General features: G+C 40.8%; 21 protein-coding genes. 10 read left to right on the plus strand and 11 right to left on the minus strand.

The window, feature by feature from the left end; translation table 11 throughout:
• Positions 1 to 53: 53 nt before the first annotated feature.
• Positions 54 to 617 (plus strand): hypothetical protein, encoded by a 564-nt coding sequence (locus tag MMU05_RS14085; protein WP_241142319.1) that lies wholly within the window; start codon positions 54 to 56, stop codon positions 615 to 617.
• Positions 618 to 684: 67 nt separating this feature from the next.
• Here the strand turns inward: MMU05_RS14085 and MMU05_RS14090 are convergent, their stop codons facing one another.
• Entirely contained in the window at positions 685 to 1,623 is a 939-nt protein-coding gene (locus MMU05_RS14090; RefSeq protein ID WP_241142320.1) for a succinylglutamate desuccinylase/aspartoacylase family protein, read from the minus strand.
• A gap of 77 nt (positions 1,624 to 1,700) precedes the next feature.
• On the opposite strand from MMU05_RS14090, the gene murB reads away from it, so the two are divergent.
• Positions 1,701 to 2,714: a UDP-N-acetylmuramate dehydrogenase gene (gene murB / locus MMU05_RS14095; RefSeq protein WP_241142321.1), complete on the plus strand. Its 1,014-nt coding sequence runs from the start codon at positions 1,701 to 1,703 to the stop codon at positions 2,712 to 2,714.
• Here murB and MMU05_RS14100 read toward each other — a convergent pair.
• Positions 2,711 to 3,202, minus strand: coding sequence for a deoxycytidylate deaminase (locus MMU05_RS14100; protein ID WP_241142322.1), 492 nt, complete (start codon positions 3,200 to 3,202; stop codon positions 2,711 to 2,713). The two genes, murB and MMU05_RS14100, sit on opposite strands and share 4 nt — an antisense overlap.
• A 178-nt stretch (positions 3,203 to 3,380) precedes the next feature.
• Here MMU05_RS14100 and MMU05_RS14105 point away from each other — a divergent pair, with 178 nt between their 5' ends.
• Both MMU05_RS14105 and MMU05_RS14110 read left to right on the plus strand, forming a co-directional pair.
• Complete coding sequence (locus tag MMU05_RS14105) at positions 3,381 to 3,662, plus strand: DUF202 domain-containing protein (RefSeq protein WP_241142323.1); 282 nt, start codon at positions 3,381 to 3,383, stop codon at positions 3,660 to 3,662.
• 188 nt (positions 3,663 to 3,850) lie between these two features.
• Complete coding sequence (locus MMU05_RS14110) at positions 3,851 to 4,735, plus strand: Ppx/GppA phosphatase family protein (RefSeq protein WP_241142324.1); 885 nt, start codon at positions 3,851 to 3,853, stop codon at positions 4,733 to 4,735.
• Between the two features lie 39 nt (positions 4,736 to 4,774).
• Here MMU05_RS14110 and ppk1 read toward each other — a convergent pair whose 3' ends face one another.
• On the minus strand, positions 4,775 to 6,898 hold the full coding sequence (ppk1, locus tag MMU05_RS14115) for a polyphosphate kinase 1 (RefSeq protein WP_241142325.1): 2,124 nt from the start codon (positions 6,896 to 6,898) through the stop codon (positions 4,775 to 4,777).
• Between the two features lie 125 nt (positions 6,899 to 7,023).
• Positions 7,024 to 8,982, minus strand: a complete 1,959-nt coding sequence (gene gyrB, locus MMU05_RS14120; RefSeq protein WP_241142326.1) for a DNA topoisomerase (ATP-hydrolyzing) subunit B — start codon at positions 8,980 to 8,982, stop codon at positions 7,024 to 7,026.
• Positions 8,983 to 9,359: 377 nt separating this feature from the next.
• Here gyrB and MMU05_RS14125 point away from each other — a divergent pair, with 377 nt between their 5' ends.
• The 3 genes from MMU05_RS14125 to MMU05_RS14135 are packed head-to-tail and all read left to right on the plus strand — an operon-like array spanning position 9,360 to position 12,189.
• On the plus strand, positions 9,360 to 10,112 hold the full coding sequence (locus MMU05_RS14125; protein WP_241142327.1) for a bacteriorhodopsin-like: 753 nt from the start codon (positions 9,360 to 9,362) through the stop codon (positions 10,110 to 10,112).
• Between the two features lie 60 nt (positions 10,113 to 10,172).
• Positions 10,173 to 11,324, plus strand: coding sequence for a lycopene cyclase family protein (locus tag MMU05_RS14130; protein ID WP_241142328.1), 1,152 nt, complete (start codon positions 10,173 to 10,175; stop codon positions 11,322 to 11,324).
• On the plus strand, positions 11,311 to 12,189 hold the full coding sequence (locus MMU05_RS14135; RefSeq protein WP_241142329.1) for a Brp/Blh family beta-carotene 15,15'-dioxygenase: 879 nt from the start codon (positions 11,311 to 11,313) through the stop codon (positions 12,187 to 12,189). Before MMU05_RS14130 ends, MMU05_RS14135 begins: the two co-directional genes overlap by 14 nt.
• Here the strand turns inward: MMU05_RS14135 and MMU05_RS14140 are convergent.
• From MMU05_RS14140 to MMU05_RS14150, 3 genes are read right to left on the minus strand one after another with little or no spacing between them, the layout of a single operon-like run.
• Entirely contained in the window at positions 12,180 to 12,545 is a 366-nt protein-coding gene (locus MMU05_RS14140; protein WP_241142330.1) for a CoA-binding protein, read from the minus strand. The two genes, MMU05_RS14135 and MMU05_RS14140, sit on opposite strands and share 10 nt — an antisense overlap.
• A 5-nt stretch (positions 12,546 to 12,550) precedes the next feature.
• Positions 12,551 to 13,507 carry a GNAT family N-acetyltransferase gene (locus MMU05_RS14145; protein ID WP_241142331.1) on the minus strand — a complete coding sequence of 319 codons (957 nt, stop codon included), beginning with the start codon at positions 13,505 to 13,507 and terminating at the stop codon, positions 12,551 to 12,553.
• 11 nt (positions 13,508 to 13,518) lie between these two features.
• Positions 13,519 to 14,334 carry a 1-acyl-sn-glycerol-3-phosphate acyltransferase gene (locus tag MMU05_RS14150; RefSeq protein ID WP_241142346.1) on the minus strand — a complete coding sequence of 272 codons (816 nt, stop codon included), beginning with the start codon at positions 14,332 to 14,334 and terminating at the stop codon, positions 13,519 to 13,521.
• A gap of 231 nt (positions 14,335 to 14,565) precedes the next feature.
• On the opposite strand from MMU05_RS14150, the gene MMU05_RS14155 reads away from it, so the two are divergent.
• The gene (locus MMU05_RS14155; protein ID WP_241142332.1) at positions 14,566 to 15,399 is read left to right on the plus strand and encodes an SDR family NAD(P)-dependent oxidoreductase; all 834 of its coding nucleotides are present in this window, start codon (positions 14,566 to 14,568) and stop codon (positions 15,397 to 15,399) included.
• A 51-nt stretch (positions 15,400 to 15,450) separates the two neighbouring features.
• Here the strand turns inward: MMU05_RS14155 and surE are convergent, their stop codons facing one another.
• The 4 genes from surE to dnaG all read right to left on the minus strand — a co-directional run bounded on the left by surE (position 15,451) and on the right by dnaG (position 20,231).
• A complete protein-coding gene (gene surE, locus MMU05_RS14160; protein ID WP_241142333.1) occupies positions 15,451 to 16,233 on the minus strand; it encodes a 5'/3'-nucleotidase SurE in 783 nt (260 codons plus the stop codon).
• Positions 16,234 to 16,238: 5 nt separating this feature from the next.
• Complete coding sequence (locus MMU05_RS14165) at positions 16,239 to 16,874, minus strand: hypothetical protein (protein WP_241142334.1); 636 nt, start codon at positions 16,872 to 16,874, stop codon at positions 16,239 to 16,241.
• Positions 16,875 to 16,984: 110 nt separating this feature from the next.
• Positions 16,985 to 18,208 (minus strand): bifunctional 3,4-dihydroxy-2-butanone-4-phosphate synthase/GTP cyclohydrolase II, encoded by a 1,224-nt coding sequence (locus MMU05_RS14170; protein WP_241142335.1) that lies wholly within the window; start codon positions 18,206 to 18,208, stop codon positions 16,985 to 16,987.
• Between the two features lie 85 nt (positions 18,209 to 18,293).
• On the minus strand, positions 18,294 to 20,231 hold the full coding sequence (dnaG, locus tag MMU05_RS14175) for a DNA primase (protein WP_241142336.1): 1,938 nt from the start codon (positions 20,229 to 20,231) through the stop codon (positions 18,294 to 18,296).
• Between the two features lie 188 nt (positions 20,232 to 20,419).
• Here dnaG and MMU05_RS14180 point away from each other — a divergent pair, with 188 nt between their 5' ends.
• Positions 20,420 to 21,511, plus strand: a complete 1,092-nt coding sequence (locus tag MMU05_RS14180; RefSeq protein ID WP_241142337.1) for an Mrp/NBP35 family ATP-binding protein — start codon at positions 20,420 to 20,422, stop codon at positions 21,509 to 21,511.
• Between the two features lie 8 nt (positions 21,512 to 21,519).
• Positions 21,520 to 21,768 (plus strand): NifU family protein, encoded by a 249-nt coding sequence (locus MMU05_RS14185; protein ID WP_241142338.1) that lies wholly within the window; start codon positions 21,520 to 21,522, stop codon positions 21,766 to 21,768.
• Position 21,769 lies beyond the last annotated feature (1 nt).

Raw genomic sequence — 21,769 nt, forward strand, 5'->3', positions numbered from 1 at the left:
AATCAACCGCCGGATTGAAATTTCCGTTATTTCAAAAAAAATTCCAACACATCATGAAAAATATTGGCTTATCCATCATATTGCTATTCGCGGTATTTTCATTTTCCTCTTGCGAAAAAGAAGATCCAAAACCTGAATATTACTACAGTTTCAAAGTCAATGGAGTTCAAAAAGAATTCAGGCTCAACAACGATGGTGGCATTACCTTCCTCGAAAGTGGAGCCAATAGATTTACGCTTTTTAATATGGTGACAGGAGATGTGTTAAGTAAAAACGCCATCATCATGTCTTTTCGAAATATGGAACAAATTGAATTAGGGCAAAAATATATCATGCAAAATCCAATTATGGTCAATGGTACCTTATCCCCTTCTTTGGTCCTGATTTATTTTGACGAAAACGGCAAAGAGTTAGGCGCCACTTTATTACAGAGTTCAAATCCCGGCGCCTTGGATGATTGTTCATTCAAAATCACTGATTTTACCACAGAGGGATCTGTTGGGGAATTTGAAGGTGTAATTTTCGACCAAAGAGACACCCGACCTCTCAATCAGAGAACACCGGTTTTGATCACAGAAGGTAAATTTTTCCTTCCCAATTTCATTTCCAACCTGTAATTGAAAGTCAAAAAAGCCGGCACTGGGTCTATCCAAGTGCTGGCTTTTTTTTGAATTGCTTAGGTAGTTAAGCCCTTCCCACGTGTACCAAAGCATCCCCTGAATTGACGACTGGATTATTGTTCAGTCCGACAACATGCCCATTGTGGGTTCCTTTGACCACCACTTTTACCTGGCCGTAAGGATCAGTAATAGTGGCCAAGATCTCTCCTTTTTTCACTTCCTCACCCAATTTTACCCTTGAGGAGAATATTCCTGAAACTTTCGCCCTTACCCAAGAACTTTCAGAGATCATGATAGTCTGCTTCGGTGAAACATTGCCTTCCATCATCCCCAAATGGATCAGCATGCGCTGCGTTCCCAAAAGTGCTTCTTCCACGGCATAATCATCCAACCTCATCGATTCCCCACCTTCATATACCAAAATATGCTTTCGCCTTTTATATGCTTCCTTCCTGAAAGATTTGTCAATATGGGAAGAATTCAGAATGTAATGGGTCCCAAAAGCGGTGGCAAGCTCCACCCCCTTCTTATCTTTATAATCTACCCGGATCTGGGGATAATTGGATAGCATCCTTCCACCGGTATGGAAATCAATACCATAATCTATGAGTGGAATGATTTCATTTGAAAGGATAAAAGCTATCTGCGAGGCCAAAGAGCCTTTTTTACTTCCCGGAAAACTTCTGTTCAGATCCCTCCCGTCCGGAAATGTTCTTGAATTACTCAAAAAACCATACACATTCACAAGGGGCATAAAAATAACAGTGCCTTTGACAAGTTTTATGAGTTTCTCTTCTAACATTCTTCTCACGGCCACGATTCCGTTTATCTCGTCACCGTGCACTCCTCCTGAAATCAAAACAACAGGCCCTTCAGCCTCAGCACGGTTGATAAAAACCGGCAGGTCAATGAGCGTATGGGTAGGCAACCTTGCAATGGCAATGTCGATATTCATCGATTGGCCGGGTCGGACCTTGACCCCATTGATGACCATTTCTTTCATAGGTGATTATTCTAAAAGCGTCGAATTCTTTCTAATTGACCAAATTCTTGTTTAATTCGCAGCATCGGATCAATGCCATGAATATACAAGAAAACATTTCTCTATTGCCTTTCAACACTTTTGGAATTGATAAAAATGCAAGATTTTTTGCTATTGCCACCTCCACCGAAGAAGTAAAAATACTCCTTCAAAAATCAAGGGAAATGAATGTTCGGCTCTTCATTTTGGGAGGGGGAAGCAATATTCTATTGACAAAGAATCTCGAGGCTCTGGTGATAAAAATGGAAATCAAAGGATTTGAATTGATCAGGGAAAATGAAAAAGAGGTTTTTTTAAAAGTCGGTGCAGGAGAAAGCTGGCACGATTTGGTCAAGTATTGCATCCAAAACAACTGGGCAGGAGTCGAAAATCTTTCTTTGATCCCGGGCACGGTCGGAGCCTCACCCATGCAAAATATCGGAGCCTATGGTGTGGAGATCAAGGAAGTATTTGACCATTTGGAGGCTGTGGATAGGAATACCCTACAAATCAGAAGTTTTTCATCCGAGGAATGTAAATTTGGGTATAGGGAGAGTGTCTTTAAAAATGACTTGAAAGAGCAATTTGTAATCACCCATGTGGTGTTTAGGCTTTTGAAATCACCACGGATCAATACTGACTATGGTGCAATTAACCAGATTTTGAAAGAAAAGGGAATTGACTCCCCAACCATCAAAGACATCAGTGACGCTGTCATCGAGATCAGAAGGAGCAAATTGCCCGATCCGGCACTCATTGGAAATGCAGGAAGCTTTTTCAAAAACCCTACAGTTCCGGTTTCAATATTTGAAAAAATAAAATCAGATTACCCCAATGTCCCTGGTTTTCCCAATGAAGAGGGTGTCAAAATACCCGCTGCATGGCTTATCGAACAAACCGGTTGGAAAGGAAAGCGATTCGGAAACATCGGTGTGCACCAGTTTCAACCCTTAGTATTGGTGAATTATGGCGGCGGAGATGGATATGAAATCAAAGAATTGAGCAAAAAGATCCAAGAATCTGTGTTGGCTCGATTTGAAATCCTCCTCCATCCCGAGGTCAATTTTCTTTAGATCAAAGGATCTTCAAAGATGACTTCCTTTTCATATTTGGAAACCTCCACGCCAAATTTTTTCAAAAATTCCAATCCTTCATCGAAAGGCAATCCTTTATAGGCTGCATAGGAGTACATATATACCACTTTGACAATTCCCATTGAAAAGATGATCCTTGCGCAAGCAAGACAAGGTGCCAAAGTCACGTAAAGGGTGGATCCTTCCACTGAAGTGCTGTTTTTGACAGCATATAAAATTGCATTTTGCTCGGCGTGCAAAGCAAGGGTGCAGCTCCCTTTGCTGTCTCTGGCGCATCCCGTGTCAGGAAACTCCTCGTCACAATTGTGTGTCCCTGCCGGAGGCCCGTTATATCCGATGGAAATGATCCGGGTATCTTTGGTCAAAACTGCCCCAACGTGTTTTTTGATGCAGTGCGATCTTTTGGCCAAGTTGACTGCCAACTCCATGTATATATCATCAAAATGAGGCCTGTTTGGATTCTTCATCTAAATCTTGTTACCGTGGCAATTTATGCCCTTTATTGTCAATTTTCTTCAAAACCCAAAAGTAAAAAATCAGCGAAACAATTCCGTAAAATTCAAAAATTACTGGATTTGTGTGTAAAATCACGGATCAATAAGGTAAAAATAAGTTTTCTTTGTACCTGGATTTATTTAAACATCAATGGAAAAAGAGAATTTATCAGAACAGGATCTCATTGTCAGGGACTATTTGGCCAGACAAAGAACCTACCTCGCCAATGACAGGACGTTGCTTTCCTTCATCAGAACGTCATTGTATTTTTTGGTCAGCGGCACTGCCCTGATGGAAGTTAATGCCTTAGAACATGTCAGGAACTTGGGATGGGTAGCATTTGCCTTGAGTTTGGGTACATTATTTTTGGGGATTTACAGTTTTTTCAAAGTAAAAAAACGGCTGAAAAAACACTACTACCAAAAGATGTGATGAGTTCAAGGTAGGCGAACTCTCCATTAAACGTCAAAAATACCCACCTCACCCCTCTAATTCATCTAGAAACGGACTGAAGTTTATTTCGGAAGAAAAATGGTTTTAAGGGTTAACATTTAGTGAAGGTATTTTGGGTAATTTAGTGATCTCTAAGAGACATATTTTTGAATTAAAACCACCGAATATTGAAATTAGCCGCAGTTGATATAGGTTCGAATGCCATCAGGTTACAGGTCACTCACGTCACCCACTTTGAAGGAAAGACCAATTTCAAAAAATTAGAATACCTCAGGTTTCCTTTGCGGCTTGGCTTGGACGTTTTTCATTCCCAAAAAATCTCCGACAAAAACAGAAGAAAATTTGTCAAACTGATGAAGGCCTTCAAGCTTCTAATTGACCTGTATGAAGTCGATGATTACATGGTCTGCGCTACTTCGGCCATGAGAGAATCTGTCAACGGAAGGGAGATTTGCGAAGAAGTGCGAGAGGATATCGGTATGAAAATCAATATCATAGACGGAAATCATGAAGCGGAATTGATCAATATGGCGCTTGGTAGCTATATCGACGAAAAATCATATCTCCACATTGACGTCGGCGGTGGAAGCACTGAACTTAATATCTATATCAACCAAGAAAAAATCGCTACAAAATCCTTTAAAATCGGTTCTGTTCGGGCTTTGGATGACAGCATCCCCGTATCAGTATGGAAAAGCATGAACAAATTCATCACTGACCATGTGACCAAGCAGGACCTTATCACCTGCATCGGGACGGGAGGTAACATCAGTAAGATATTAGAACTCTCCAATCCCCGAAAAAATGTAAGGCTCATCGGGATAGATAAGATCATGGAAATACAGGCATATTTAGAATCATTTTCCTACGAAGATCGGATCAATAAACTGAATCTTAATCCTGACAGAGCAGATGTGATTATTCCTGCCTCCAAAATCTACCTTGCTGCGATGTCAGCAGCCAATTCCAAAAAAATGATGATACCTGATGTGGGACTCAAAGATGGGATGATGCAGGTTTTATACAAAAAAAACAAAAACAAAAGGCCGTGAAATCACAGCCTTTTGTTATTTCTAATGCACACTTTAAAACTATCCTATCAATTTGACTTTTTGGATAAGTTCTGCATTCAGGATGAAGAATTCTTTGTGAACATTAAATTCCTGCTCACCTTCTTTGGGTATTTTTGGGGAATAGTTTCCATCTTCCTGCATGATGTAGGAGTTTACATTGTCTTTTAAATTGAAAGAAATAATATTCATCAATTGCTTTTCGAGGAATGGATCCTGTATCCTAAAAAGAGACTCCAGCCTCTTATCAAAACTCCTGACCATCATGTCCGCACTTCCTGCATAGGTCCGGGTTTGGCCATTATTATGGAAATGATAGATCCTGGAATGCTCCAGAAAATCCCCCACCAAAGACAACACCTGTATGTTTTCACTCAATCCCATTCTTCCGGGACGGAGGCAACATATGCCCCTGATGATCAATTTGACAGGGACGCCTGATTGGGAAGCTCTGTACAAAGCATAAATGATCTCAGAATCTTCCAACGAATTGACTTTGATAAACACCCCGGAAGGAAGTCCTGCCCTTGCATTGTAAGCCTCCTGTTCTATAAATTCTATCAACTGATTTCTCATGTCCCTTGGCGCCGTAATCAGGTTTTGATAGGTAGAAGGCATGGAATGGCCGGTGATTACATTGAAAAACTCCGACACGTCATTTGCCAAAGTCTCATTGGTAGTCAATAATCCGATGTCGGTATAGAGCCGGGCTGTGTCCTCATTGTAATTACCCGAACCAAGGTGCACAAAACGCATCACACGATCCTCCTCTTTCTTGACAATGAGCAATAATTTGGTATGGGTTTTCAGGTTACTGATGCCATAAATCACAAAGCAACCTGCTTTTTGAAGTTTTTTCGCCTCCCTGATATTGTTTTCTTCATCAAACCTCGCTTTCACCTCAAAAAGGACCGAGACGTGCTTGCCGTTTTCAGCAGCCCTCAGCAAGGCTTTGGTGATCCTGCTTTCTTTTGCCAACCTGTAAATGGTCATTTTGATGGCCATCACTGAAGGGTCATCCACTGCTTTTTCGATCAGTTCGAGAATCGGGTCAATATTATTATAAGGATGGTGAAGGAGGATATCCCTTTCCTTAAGAACCTGAAAAATATCTTCCGATCCCTCTTCCGGATATGACAAGGGCGGAACCGGCGCAGGAATCTGCGGAAGCTTGTCTTTGAAGCGCCTGTTTCCAATCACCTGCCACAGCCCGGTGAAATCCAACATGCTGGCGCGCTCCACTTTAAAGATACTGTCATCGCCGATATTCCAACGCTCTTTGAGCAAAGCCACCATCCATTTGCTGTATCCTTCTTCGATTTCAATCCGGACCACCCTTCCTGTCTTGCGCTCGTTCAGTTTTCTTTTTACCTCTTCGAGGAAATTGGCGTCCATATCTTCACTTTCTTCCAAAGTAAAGTCACCGTTTCTTGTAATCCTGAAAAGGTTTATGGATTCAATATTTACATTCCGAAATAAAGAAACGATGTTTTCTCTGATAACTTCTTCGATGGGAATGTAGACAACCATATCTTCTCTTTCGATCTCAAAAAATCTTGGGATATTGGCCGGAATCTGTACGAAAGAAAGTTTTCTGTTTTCTTTTTTATCTCCCGGAGCCAAAGTCACCACCCCAAAAATCAGGAGCTTATTCATCAATATCGGAAAAGTCCGATAACCATCGAAAACCATCGGAGTCAACATAGGATAAACCGCCTTATTGAAATAAGACTTGATAAATTCCTGCTCGTCGGGTTCAAGGTTTCGGACATTGCTGAGAATAAAACCATCCTCAGACATTTTTGGGAGGAGTTCTTTTAGGAAATGTTCCTGTTGGCGCTTGTGGAATTCCTGGCATTCCAGCATCAGCTTCATTTTGAAAGGTTCCTCTCTTAAACCGGAGTAATCTACCCTTTCCTTGTCATAATCGAGGTAATTGTACAGTGACCCAATACGGATCATAAAAAACTCATCAAGATTAGAGGCAGTGATGGCCAAAAATTTCAATTTTTCAAAAATACACCTGCTCTTTTTCTTGGATTGGTCAAGGACGCGGTCATTGAATTTCATCCAACTCAGGTCCCTGCTGACCAGATCACTGCTCTCAATGATGCTTTCAAATTTATCTCTAGATGTTACTCTCATGACAATGTGGTGTATATTACAAATCTAATAATCTATCCAAATCAATTTGTTCGAAGGGATTAATTAATCATTAATAAACAAAAAAAAAGGGCTTTTGGCCCCTTTTTGATTTGAAATTTCGGATATCAGGTATCTATTTTTGCGTATTTGGCATTTTTTTCAATAAACTCCCTTCTTGGCGCCACTTCATCTCCCATCAACATGGAGAACAAATGATCCGCTTCAGCTGCTGATTCGATGGTTACCTGCTTCAAGGTCCTTGTATTAGGGTCCATCGTAGTGCTCCAGAGTTGCTCGGGGTTCATCTCACCGAGACCTTTGTACCGTTGAATGTTGACACTGTCCTCTTTGCCTTCTCCTGCCATCTCTCTGGTCAGTCTTTTTCTTTCTTCCTCATTCCAACAGTATCTTTCATCCTTGCCTTTTTTCAGCAAGTAAAGTGGCGGCTGAGCGATATAGACATATCCATTTTCGATCAACGGACGCATATACCTAAAGAACAAGGTTAAAATCAATGTCCTGATATGCGACCCGTCAATATCAGCATCCGTCATGATGACGATCTTGTGGTATCGAAGGGATGACATGTCGAGTTCCTTGTCGTTAGTGAGTGTCCCGAATCTAACACCCAGCGCAGTCAGGATGTTTTTGATTTCTTCATTGTCGTATATCTTGTGCTCGTGGGCTTTTTCCACGTTGAGGATTTTACCTTTAAGAGGTAGAATTGCTTGGAAATCCCTATCCCTACCCTGCTTAGCTGAACCGCCGGCAGAGTCTCCTTCGACGAGATAAAGTTCACATACAGTGGGATCTGAATTGGCACAATCCGCGAGTTTGCCCGGAAGGCCTCCGCCACCAAGGACGCTTTTACGCTGCACCATTTCCCGCGCTTTGCGTGCGGCATGTCTTGCTTGCGCAGCAAGCACCACTTTGCCCACAATAATCTTGGCCTCTTTAGGATGCTCTTCAAGCCACGATTGCAAAGTTTCTGAAACAGCACTGTTTACGGCACCCTGAACATCGGAATTACCAAGTTTGGTTTTTGTCTGACCTTCAAACTGTGGTTCTTGCACTTTTACCGAAATCACGGCTGTCAGTCCTTCCCTAAAGTCATCGCCTGAAACTTCAAGCTTCAGCTTATCGAGCATACCCGATTTATCGGCGTAGCTTTTTAGCGTTCTTGTCAAAGCCATTCTGAAACCGGAAACGTGCGTTCCCCCTTCATAAGTATTGATGGTATTGACATAAGAAACGACGTTTTCAGAATAAGAAGAGTTATAACTCATAGCCACCTGGACCGGGACATTACCTTTTTCTGATTCTATATAAATGGGGTATTCGATTATTTTTTCTTTGGATACATCGAGGTATTGAACAAATTCAACCAATCCGCCTTCTGAGTAGAATTCTTCTGATCTTGGGGAGCCGTCATCCTCCAACTCCCTAAAATCCTTCAGGAAAATCCTAATTCCTGCATTTAGAAAGGACATTTCCCTCAATCTTGTGGCAATGGTTTCAAACTTAAACTCCGTGTGGGTGAAGATAGAATCATCCGGCTTGAAATGGATGATCGTCCCTCTCTTATCTGTGACACCGATTTCTCTGACAGGGTATTGCGGAACACCTATTTTGTATTCCTGCTCAAAAACTTTCCCATTTCTATGGACTGTGGCTTTCAAGTCTGTGGATAAGGCATTGACGCAAGATACGCCCACACCGTGAAGACCGCCGGAAACTTTGTAAGTGTCTTTGTCAAACTTTCCTCCTGCGTGAAGGACGGTCATGACCACTTCCAAAGCCGATTTTTTCTCCTTGATGTGCATGTCTGTAGGAATGCCCCTACCGTTATCTTCTACGGTGACAGAATTATCCACATTGACTGCAACATGAATGGTATCGCAATATCCCCCAAGTGCTTCATCAATAGAGTTGTCTACCACTTCCCAAATAAGGTGATGGAGTCCTTTGACACCAATGTCACCGATGTACATAGCAGGTCTTTTTCTAACCGCTTCTAAACCTTCTAAAACCTGGATATTATCTGCTGAATAATCCTGATGATTTCCTTCTTTTTGTTCGCTCATACCTTGTTTAAAATGCCTTTTTTATGAAAAAAAAGAGATTTTTTCATTCTTTAAATAACCCGTAATTATACACAAAAAAATCGAGAGCACCTACCCTAATTTTATCCTAAAAATGGCTTTCTGACTCATTTTTTAACAATTTTTCAAATATGCCAAAGTTCCCAATATTTTATGGGTAATATCTCAAAGTACCAAATAATATAAATTTTCAGATTTCACAATTTACAACTGTTCATATCTGTTTTTAAGCTTTTTATATACAAATGTTTAATATTCAATGCATATTATTAAACAAATCTTATTCTGTTTATCTTATGTACACGAGGTCTCACCCAAACAATATTTCAAAAATCCATTTTAACTAAATCCATTACTCTATGAACACCTTATTAACAGCAGAATTGATCGGTCTTGATAAGATCATCAATAGTGATCCCGTAGCCATAACCTTTTTCATGGGGTATATGGCTATGTTTGCTTCGGCAGTTTTCTTCTTCGTAGAAAGAAACTCTGTCAGTGACAAGTGGAAGACGTCTTTATTGGTTTCCGGTCTTATTACCGGGATTGCAGCGGTGCATTACTATTACATGAGAGATTTCTACTTACAAACAGGACAGAGCCCAACAGCCTTCAGGTATGTAGATTGGACGCTCACAGTTCCATTGATGTGCGTAGAGTTTTACTTATTGACCAAGCCATTTGGTGCCAAAACAAGTACATTAACCAAATTGATTCTTGCTTCCCTATTGATGCTTATCGCCGGTTACATTGGAGAAACTTCAGGAATTGAAAGTAACGTCATGTGGGGTATAATATCCACAATCGGTTACTTATACATTGTATATGAAGTATTCGCAGGTGATGTTGCCAAATTGGCAAAAAGCTCAGACAGCCCAGCATTGGGTAGAGCAATGTTCCTTTTGAAAATATTCATCACCCTAGGTTGGTCTATCTATCCTTTGGGTTACATGGTATTGCCAGGTAATTTATTGTCCGGTGCTTTTGAAGTCAGCAGCATCGATTTGTTCTACAACTTGGCTGATGCTATCAACAAAATCGGTTTCGGTTTGGTGATATACTCAGTAGCCATTTCTGAGACAAACAAAAACAAAAAAGCTCAAATAGCTTAATCTTGCAAAGAAAGCTCTTCCAATCATGGAGGAGCTTTCTTTTTTTAACCCAAAAAACCCATGGCAACCTACGATTACATTATTACAGGGCTTGGATGTGCCGGTTTAAGTTTGGTTTATTATTTACTTGACAGTCCGCTCAGGGATAAAAAAATCTTACTTATCGACAACTCATCCAAAACTGAAAATGACAGAACCTGGTGCTATTGGGCAGAAAACCCACTTGAAATCCACCCAAAAAACACACCTTTGGTTTCGTGGGATTCAATCAAAATTACTGAAGCTAAAAAATCGGTTTCAGCCCATCTAAGGAATCTCAAATACTTCCACATTAAGTCCTCCGATTTTTATAAAGAGGTAATTGAAAAAATAAAACGGTTTCCAAATGTCTCGTTTCTAAGAGACAGTGTAGAAAAAATCGAAAACACAGAGGAAAGTTCCGTTAGGGTAGTTACATCCAAGTCGGGCATTTTCAGTTCTGAAATTTTATTCAACAGCATTCCCTTCTCCTTAGCTCCCAAGGAAAATAATATCCTCAAACAAGTATTTGTTGGTTGGAAGGTCGCCTGCCAAAAGGATTCATTCTCTCCGGATGCCGTATCCCTGATGCACTTTGTTTCTGAACAAAAAACCAAAACCGATTTTTTTTATGTACTTCCCTACAACAAAAAAGAAGCATTAATTGAGTATACACTCTACACCAAAGGTGATATTGATATCCCCATGTTAGAGAGAGAACTTGCCAATTATCTTAATAATCAACTTGGCGTGTCAGAATATGACATTTCCTTTAAAGAATCAGGCAGTATTCCTATGACAACTCTGGAAACACCTGCAAACACCCATCCAAATATCATTCACTTAGGCACTTTAGCAGGATGCTCCAAACCATCCACAGGTTATACTTTCTACGATATTCAAAAACATTGCAAATCAATTGTCAATGAGATCGTTCTAACCGGAAAAGTCAGCTCTAAGAAATGGAACAGAAAAGCAAGATTTGGTTTTTATGACAATATCATATTGAATATTGCTGTCAAATGGCCCGCTGCCATGCCTCAGATTTTCGGCCAAATGTTTGCTTTGAATAAAGCCAATTTAGTGCTTAAATTCCTCAATGAAGAAACTAACATTTGGGAAGAAATCAGCATTCTGTCTAAATTGAAGTTTTCGATTTTTATAAAATCCCTGTTGAATTATGAAAAGCATTGAGGTAGCAGGCAAAATTCTTGGGTTAATTTTGGGATTAAGCTATCTACTATTTTTTGAAGGAAATGATGTTTTCCAATGGATTTGTTTTGGAGGAATACTGATTACAATCGGGATACCCCACGGTGCGATTGACCACCTTTTGCTAAATCCGGTTATTGATAAGAAAAACCTGATTCGATTTATTGTCAAATATCTGGCAATCATCGCGGCTTATATAATCGTATGGCTTCTACTTCCTACCCTGGCTTTGCTTTCTTTTGTATTGATGTCCGCTTACCACTTTGGTCAAAGCCATTTTATCAAACTGAAATTCAAAAAACTCGAGAAACTAACTTATATCTCATTGGGTTCGTTTTTTCTGAGTACGGTCCTTTGGGGAGATATTGGTTATACCATGTCCATTCTCTCCAACATCATTGATGTAAGCCATCTTGCCCCTGTCGGAACGTGGTTCATCTTTTTCTCTTTCTCTATCTCGGTTACACTCATTTTGGCCAACTTTGGGGTGAGATCGGTTTGGTTATTGGTAGAAATAAGCCTACTGGGTTTATTTCTTTACCAGCTTCCACTTCTTCTGGGCTTCATCATTTACTTTGGTTTTTGGCACTCATTACCAAGCATGACCGAAGAATTTGAAGCTTTGAAAGATTACCTTGAAACCCAAAAAATTAAAAATTTTATAGTTAAACTCTTGCCCTTTACCCTGATGAGTTTGATGGGAATGTCACTGATTCTGATGTTTTTCTACAATATGATGGAACCAGATCAACTCACCTTGCTTTTCTTTATCTTGGTGTCACTGATTTCTGCACCACATATCTGGTACATGAATTTGTTTTTGGTTGCAAGAAAAAATCAATACTGACCGGTACTCATCAACACCAAAGTACAGGCTTCCCATGTGTCTATACCTTTTTCCTTAGCCAATTTTTCAAATTCAGGATTCTCAGTACCCGGATTAAAAATGATTCTTTTTGGCTTCAATGAAAGGATATAATCATACCACTCAGGCTGATTTTGGGGCCCAAGGTAAAGGGTGACGGTATCAACATCTTTAATTTCCGGTTTCTCTTTGATGTTCAGAATTTCGTTTTCAAACAAAATCCCGGTTTTGATCCCGACAGGAACCACCGGAATATTACGCTCAGCAAACATCCCTGCTGCCAGGTAGGAATACCTTGAAGTATTGGTAGATGCCCCTATAATGACTGTTTTTTTCATAATCCTTATTCTCTACTGCCAAAAAACCTATCTCTTTCAAAAGTCTCGATATGTCTTTGTTTTTTGCTCTCGTATATGTCTTCTAGGGTAATCAAAATTCCGGTTTCTTCCACCGCTCCAAACTCATCGTTCATTGCCGTTCCGAAAGATTTCATGGTTGGCGACAGGTTCATGTAGGTATTGATCAAGGGGGGAATATTCTCTCCCATGGCCCTTACCCTGCTGTTTAAGACTTTATACCCCTCCTTATAATCCAAGCCATTAATCTGATTGGAAAATTCTGAGATATCAGTTTCATATGTAAGAAGCAATTCAGGATGTGGCGCCACCAGTTTTTCTTTATCCGGAAAATAATACTGCATAAAATACAGTAAAAAATCACGTGCCTCCCTGTTGTAATGTGGATACATGGTGACTTTTCCAAATAGGTATTTGATGTCAGGATTCAATTTTACTACGGCGCCAAGTCCGTCCCAAAGGTTGTCCAAAGAAAAAATCCCTTTCCTGTTGTCAAGGCTGGGTTGGTATTGCGGCTGGACAAATGACCTTCCTAGCTCAATGGTATAGGGTATGTATTCTTGCAGAAATTTGTCAGAAAAGGAAAATAAATGGGCTGTAGAAAGGTTGATATTTCCATCTTTATCAGTGCCTGCCTCTCTGCATTTGATCAACCTATAGCCTGCCACAATTTCTTCATCCTCCGGATTCCATGTGATCAATTGCTGATAACAGTTTGGAATAATGTCATTATCGTCGATGTCAAGTGCAAGACCTGTCCCTCCTCCTGCTGCCCTGAATGTCAGTTCCCTCAACCTTCCTATTTCCTGCATGGCATTGGGAGAATTGTGGTGATTGACCAAATAGATCAAGTTGTTTCCGTTATTGGAATAACGCAAAAATCTTTCAGGTGTAAGTTCCTGCTTCAATAATTCTCTGTCTATTGCCGGGATTACCGCTTGCATACATCTATCATTTAGGCCTTACTATATACAATCTGTTTTACTTCCTCGGCCCATTCGCTTTCACTTTTCGTTTTATCAAAGTAACTGTAAGGAATTGGTTTTCCTATATGGATGATGACTTTTTTACCTCTTTGTGAAAACATTTCATCGGGCAAATAAAACATTTCAATATTTGTTTTGATACCGATTCGCTTCCTGAGGTTGGCGAAGTTATAGAAGAAATTTGAATTTCTTCCCTCAATATAAACCGGCACGATGTCCTTTTGGTACTTTTTGGATTTGCTGATAAAACTTTTCTTCCATTCCAGGTCTTTGATTCCGATTGGCTGCTTCCTTGATACCAAACCTGCCGGAAAAACCAAAACCGCAAAATCCCCTGCATACGTATCCTCAATCAACCTGGAAACATCCCTGCTGTTGGTTCCCAACTTATTAACCGGGACAAACAAAGGCTCAAAGTTTTTGATATTGGTCAGAATATCATTGACCAAAAACCTCAGGTCAGTTCTGTATTTGCCCAAAGCGTACATAAAGGCAATTCCGTCCATTCCGCCCAAGGGGTGGTTGGAAGCAAAAATCACAGGTCTGTCAAGGGGGATATTTTCGGCACCCGTAAGCGTCACTTCTACGCCGAATTCACCAATCAGGGCATTGACAAACTCCATTCCTTGAAGATGACCGATATTGGCCATCACTTTATTTATCTCTTTTTCATGGACAACTTTTTTGACATAATCGATCACAAAACTAGGAAGCCATCTATGGAGCCCCGGGTTTTTGCTTTTGAATACTTGGTCAATGTCAATAAAAGGCTTTTGGTTTTCCACTTGGTAAAAGGTGAGGTCAATCGATGATGAAGCAGGTTTCCTATAACTTGCTAGATACCAATGTGAATCGAAAACCATCGGTATTGCAAGTTTCTTTTTTGTGGTTTTGAAAAAAGCACAAGGCTAAAAATACAAATTTTTTATTTGGGTCACATATAAATTCAGCGCTTTGGTAATTAGTTTTATTGAACCAAATGTGGGGTAAAATGTTCTAAGACCAAACATAGACAAATGAAACTCGCCATCACAGGTCCAACATCCGGAATCGGAGAAGTTGCTTTTATCCAACTTGCACCTCATTTCAACGAAATTTTTCTGATCGCAAGAAATGAGTCCAAGGCAAACAAGCTGATCGAAACGCTTTCCAAGCACGATCAAAAAAAAATCACTTTTATCTATTGTGACCTTACTGATATGGAAACAGTGGTCTCAGCGGCTCAAAGTATTAAAGAGAAAACGGCCACTTTGGATGTTTTGATCAATAATGCCGGCGGGATCTTTCAAAATAAAGAGATCACCAAAGATGGTTTCGAGATGGGCTTAGCAGCCAACCATCTCGGACATTTTCTTTTGACCCACCATTTGATGCCTGTGCTATTGGCGGCACCAAAACCAAAGGTGATCAATGTGAGTTCTGAAGCCCACAGGGCGGCTAAAGTGGATTTCAATGATTTGAATTACACCAATAAAAAATTCAACTCTTTTATTTCCTATGCCAATGTGAAGCTTTTCAATATTTTGTTTACCAAATACCTTTCTGAAAATTTCGGTGAAAAAGGCCTGAATGCGTATGCCCTTCATCCGGGAGTTGTCAAAACCAATTTCGGAAAGCAAACATCAGGAATCTTTGGGATTTTTTGGAAAATGGCAGGGCCGTTTATGATTACTGCAGAGGAAGGCGCGAAGACCACCATCTACCTGGCCAAGACCAAAATCGATTCTTTGAAAAACGGTTATTATTTCAAAAAAAGTAGACCGGTAAAACCCTCATCAGAGGCTCATTCTAAAAAAATGAGGGACAGACTTTGGAAAGAAAGTGAGAAAATGCTGGCAAAATGGCTCTAAAAAAGGAATAAAGTATCAAAAAAAAGGAGGAATCACATCCTCCTTTTTTGTTTAAAGTTCATCCCAATTCCACTCTTCATTGATCTGGCTGATGGCGTGGTGGGCAGTCAAATCATATTGACATGGTACAATAGAAACAAAATTGTTGGCTATGGCCCACTCATCATTGTCTTCACCTTTGTCAAAATTTACAAAGTTGCCTGCCATCCAAAAATATTTTCTTCCATTTGGATCAAACCTTTCTGAAAATTCTTCCTGCCATTTGGCATGCGCCTGACGGCATACTTTAACACCGCGGATAGGTTCGTTTCTTTTTGGGGGAAAGTTCACGTTCAAAGCCACTCCTTTTGCGATCCCGTTTTCCAATACTTGTTTGGAGATTTTGTAAACATATTCTTCCACGTGGCTGAAGTCAGCTTTGGAAGAATAATCACAGAGGCTAAAGCCAATGGAGGGAAGTCCTTCCAAGGCTCCTTCTATGGCTGCGGACATGGTTCCTGAGTACAAAACTGAAATAGAAGTGTTGCTCCCATGATTGATCCCGCTGACTACGAGATCCGGCTGCCGGTCTTTCATCACATGGTGTTTTGCGAGCTTGATGCAATCTGCCGGTGTGCCGGAGGATTTATAGGCCACGACATCGTCGAAAATATCTTCTTCATACAACCTGAGTGTCTCTCCGATGGTGATTGCATGACCCATTCCTGATTGGGGACTGTCAGGTGCCACAACGACCACGTCCCCAAGTTTTTTCATCACATTTACCAATACCCTGATGCCTTTGGAGGTGATTCCATCATCATTGGAAACCAAAATCAATGGTTTTTTTGACATAAAAATTATTTTATTTGATTGTAGTATGCCGTAATCCGGAGTAAATCTCCACGTTGGTCATGTTCCAAACGATTTTTTCTCATGTACAATTCCACCTCATCTGATCTGTCATAGAGGATGTCCAAAAGCTCTTTTTTCTTTAGGGAATATTTCTGGATTTTTCCATCCTTCAGAAAATAAAAGTTGAAAGCAAGTTTGTATGCTCCTGACATCGGAGGCCCCCAGATTGGGTTCATGACCATAGGAGAGTACATTCCCATGCTACGGTTGTCAGTAGTCACATATTCACGGCATAGCAATACTATATTATTTCCCTCAGTCAAAATCTCAAAGAAAATTGGGGTTTCGTACTCACCGGTAAGCGAATAGGGTAAAGAATAAAAAGTCCTTATTCCGCCATATTGCTCATCAAAGAGTTCGAATTGGACCACACCGGAAGCACTGAAGGTTTCTATGCCGCTGTTTTGAAGCTGCACAAGGTTATTATCCAGATCATATTTCAAAGTTCCCTGAAAAACCTGTCCGTTGGTAGTAGTGATTTGTCCTTTGTGCCACATCTGAGAAGGAAATTGGCCGTTTTGTGCCAAACCCGTCAGGGTATGTAGAAACAGGAAAATCAGTGTCAGTTGTAAGTACCTCATCTCTTTCAGTTATTGGGTTCAGATGGTTAACGAATCCTAGATTGATTTGGTTGATACAATTTAACCTTTGTCGGGCAAATTTTTGAATTTCAAAACTTTAATTTTGCCAATTATTTCACGTTTTTTAGAATGGTATGTCCCATTTTATCCCTCTTGGTGGTGAGGTATTTTTCATTATGTGGGTTAGGAGTGATTTCAATGGGGATTTGCTCCACTATCTCCAAGCCATAGCCGAGGAGTCCAACTCTCTTTGTGGGATTGTTGGTAATCAACCTGATTTTGCTTACTCCCAAATCCCGAAGAATCTGCGCCCCTACTCCGTAATCCCTTTTATCCATTGGCAAACCGAGTGCAAGGTTGGCCTGGACAGTGTCCATACCCTGTTCCTGGAGTTTATAAGCCTTAAGTTTATTCAACAATCCTATTCCCCTGCCTTCCTGATTCATATACAACACAACTCCCTTCCCTTCTTTTTCTACCATTTCCATAGCTTTTTGGAGCTGGGGTCCGCAATCACAACGGCAGCTTCCAAAAATATCCCCTGTGATGCAGGAGGAGTGTACCCTCACCATTACTGGTTCATCATTTGTCCATGAGCCTTTGATCAAAGCAAGGTGCATATCGTCTGTATTGGTCTGTCTGAAAGCAATCAGGTCAAAATCTCCCCATTTGGTCGGCAGGTCTACACCTATTTCTCTTTTGATGAGGCTCTCGTTTTTCAATCTGTAAGCAATCAAGTCCTTGATGGAAACCAACTTGAGGTTGAAACGCCTGGCTACTTCCACGAGGTCGGGCAATCTTGCCATGGTACCATCCTCATTCATGATTTCGACGAGTACTCCCGCAGGGGACAAACCTGCAAGTCTTGCAAAATCAATGGCAGCCTCAGTGTGACCTGACCTTCGGAGGACACCTCCCCTTTTGGCTTTCAAAGGAAAAATATGTCCGGGCTTTCCTAATTCATCCGGATGAATGCTGTCATCAATCAAGGCTCGGATGGTTTTGGCACGGTCGCTTGCTGAAATCCCGGTGGTGCATCCATGCCCAACCAGGTCAACAGATACAGTAAAGGGAGTTTCAAAAGCAGCTGTATTATTGCCTACCATAAGTTGTAAACCCAATTGGTCGCACCTGTCTTCAATCAATGGCGCGCAGATCAGACCGCGCCCATGGGTAGCCATAAAATTGATGATCTCGGGTGTTACTTTTTCTGCCGCACAGATAAAGTCCCCTTCATTTTCCCTGTCTTCATCATCGACAACAATGATAACCTCCCCATTTTTTATTGCTTTTACCGCCTCCTCTATTGGATCGAGTTGAATTGAATTTGACATGGTTGATTTTTGAATTCTATAAAATTTGGTGGCAAAATTAGTACCCTTTGCTTTACGAAACAGGATTTCACCAATTAAAGTTTGGTTAATAGCTGACAACAATCCCCAATTGTCTGTCTATTTCTACCTGAAATTTTTTGAGCTCCATATAGACCCCAAGCCTTTGGCTGATTACTTCAACATCCAATTTCTCGTCATCTGCTTCTTTTATTTTATGTTTTGCCTCCTCAAGCAATTTTTTGATTACTTTTTTCTTCAAATGCAAAACATTGTCATAAACAGTCTTAGCCAAGTCATCCGCCTCATGGTGTGTAAAAATCTGAAAACGTGACTCCCAAAGTGTAGAAAGTTCATACTTTTTAGTGATCAAATGGATGACTTCATTTTTGACCTCATGGTCCCCAAAATTTAAAAAATACTCGGGCTGGGGAAGAACACCTTCAGCCAATGCGTTCTTATAAATAGATAAAATTTTGTTGAACACAGCCGTCTCGAAGGTAAGCTCAGAAGTTTCCTGCAATAAATATTCACAAACCCGGGTTTCTTCAGACACCATTTCAAATCCATAACTGACCAAAAGCCGCATCATTTCCCTTTCTTGAATGTAGATAAGGGAAGAGGATGATGCCGGAGTTTCTTTGGTAGGAAGAAGGTTTTCAAAATTTGTTTCTTGCTCTGAATCCCTTTGCTCCCGGAAGTATTTTTCTTTCTCAGTCTTTACATAAATCTTGTTCAGCTCTGTCTGGATGATATCTTCATCGATGTCGAGAAGGTTTGCAGACTGTTTGATATAGACTGACCTGATGATGGGATCGGGAATTTTACCCAAACTGCTGACGACCTGACGGATCAGATCTGCTTGTTTGATCGGATCCTTGGCAGCTTCTTCAGCATAAAGACCGATTTTGAAAGCAATGAAATCCTGGGCTTTTTCTTCTAAGTATTCCTTGAATGCAAGTGAACCGACTTTCCTGGAATAACTGTCGGGATCCTCACCTTGGGGGAATACCACTGCTTTGACATTCAGTCCACCCTCCAAAATCATATCTATCCCACGCAGGGACGCCTTGATCCCTGCAGCATCACCATCGTACAACACGGTGATGTTGTCGGAGAATCTTTTGATCAGCTTGATCTGGTTTTCGGTAAGGGAAGTCCCGGAGGAGGCGACGACATTTTCGATACCTGCAAGATGCATGGATACCACATCAGTATACCCTTCTACGAGGTAACAGTTCCCCTTTTCTCTGATGGATTTTTTTGCCTGAAAAATCCCATAGAGGATATCACTTTTATGGTAAACCTCTGTTTCAGGGGAGTTGATGTATTTGGGCTGCTTTTTGTCCTGAGTCAGGATTCTTGCGCCAAATCCAATGGGCTTACCGCCAAGATTATGGATAGTGAAAGTAACTCTTCCTCTAAACCTGTCATAAAGTCTTTCTGCTTCACCTTCTTTTTGAAGAATTAAACCTGCCTTCAGTAAAATTTCTTCAGAATGTCCGGCCTGCTTTGCGGCTTTGAGCATATGGTCCCAACCGTCTAGAGCATAGCCAAGGTCAAACTTCTCGATGATGGAAGGGTTAAAGCCCCTTTCTTTGAAATAACTCAAACCGATCGCTTTCCCTTCTTCTGTCTGGAGGTTTTGGACAAAAAAATCTTTCGCAAAATTAAGAACGATATATAGACTTTCCTTTTCGTTATAGGCCTGAACAGCCTCAGGGGTGACCTGCTTGTCTTCCTCTATTTCGATCCCATATTTCTGCGCCAATTGCCGTATGGCCTCATTGAAACCTATCCCTTCGATATCCATCACAAACTGGATAGGGTCGCCGGCTTTGCCACATCCAAAACATTTGTAAATCTGCTTGGCGGGAGAAACAGAGAAGGACGGGGTACTTTCATTGTGAAAAGGACAGCAGGCCCAAAGGTTCTGCCCTTTCTTTTTCAAAGGCACATAATCATTGACCACCTCCTCGATGTCCACCCTTTCTCTTACCTTGTCTGTGGTATTTCTGCTGATCACTTTTTTCTAATTTTTGGGGAATCAAAGATAAAAAGTATTCCATCAAAAAATAGGAAGGATCCAATACGAAACTTATTAGGGTTGAAGAAAGTTAAGCAAATTGAAACATTTACTGTTTTCAACACAACATAGGTTTTTCAATTCCTAAAATTATAGCCTATTTTGCGGACGAGTTTACTTTATCAAAAATGAACATAGAAAAAAGCGATATTCTAAAGGCACTTTCAAAAGTCCAAGACCCAGATTTGAAAAAGGATTTGGTCACTTTGGGAATGATTCAAAACCTGGCTGTAGAAGGAAAGAAAATCAGTTTTAAGGTTGTCCTCACGACTCCAGCATGTCCGCTCAAAGAAGTCATCAAAAATAATTGCATAGAAGTCTTAGAGGAGACATTTGGAGTAGAAATCGATTTGGATATTCACATGACGTCAAATGTGACTACCAGCAGAAACAACACCCCCTTGCTTCCAAAAGTAAAAAACATAATCGCGATTGCTTCAGGAAAAGGTGGCGTCGGTAAATCCACCACGGCCTCAAATCTCGCCGTGGCACTTGCCAAAATGGGAGCCAAAGTCGGATTGATAGATGCTGACATATCCGGTCCTTCGATCCCGATCATGTTCAATGTGGAAGCCGAACAACCATCTGTGAAACAAGTGGATGGCAAAAATATCATCATGCCTATAGAACAATATGGTGTGAAATTGATGTCAATAGGTTTCTTGACTCCGGCTGATTCTGCTGTAGTTTGGAGAGGCCCGATGGCAAGTTCTGCATTGAAGCAATTCATCGGTGATGTGGAATGGGGAGAGTTGGATTATCTACTCATCGACCTTCCTCCCGGTACTTCTGACATCCACTTGACCATGGTACAGACTGTACCCGTCACAGGTGTGGTGATCGTCACTACACCACAAAAAGTGGCTTTAGGCGATGCAACAAAGGGATTGACGATGTTCAGACAACCCCAAATAAATGTACCCATTCTAGGTGTTGTGGAAAATATGGCTTATTTTTCGCCAGAGGAGTTGCCCGATAATAAGTATTATTTGTTTGGAAAAGAAGGTGGCAAGAGACTTGCAGAGAGATTTGATGTCCCACTACTTGGAGAAATTCCAATTGTCCAAAGTATAAGAGAAAGCGGAGATTCCGGTTTTCCTGCGGTATTGAAATCGGGAATTACCGAAAAAGCATTTTCAGCTTTGGCCGAGGCCGTCGCAAGACAGATTGCCATCCGGAACGCTGAAAAAAATAAAACTGAAGTTGTACAAGTAAATTAAAAAGATAAATGAGTTTCCCATTAAGTGAAAGAATTGAAGCTGCTTTGGATAGCATCAGACCTTATTTAGAGGCCGATGGAGGAAATGTCAAAGTAGTGGAGATAACAGATGATTTTATATTAAGATTAGAATTAACAGGAACATGCAGTTCTTGTCCCATGTCAACCATGACTCTCAAAGCCGGTGTCGAAGAAGCAATCAAAAGGGCAGTTCCAGAGATCATTAAAGTAGAAGCTGTCAATGTTTTAGTTGCTTAAT

The organism is Cognataquiflexum rubidum, assembly GCF_022538115.1.
Taxonomy (GTDB): domain Bacteria; phylum Bacteroidota; class Bacteroidia; order Cytophagales; family Cyclobacteriaceae; genus Cognataquiflexum; species Cognataquiflexum rubidum.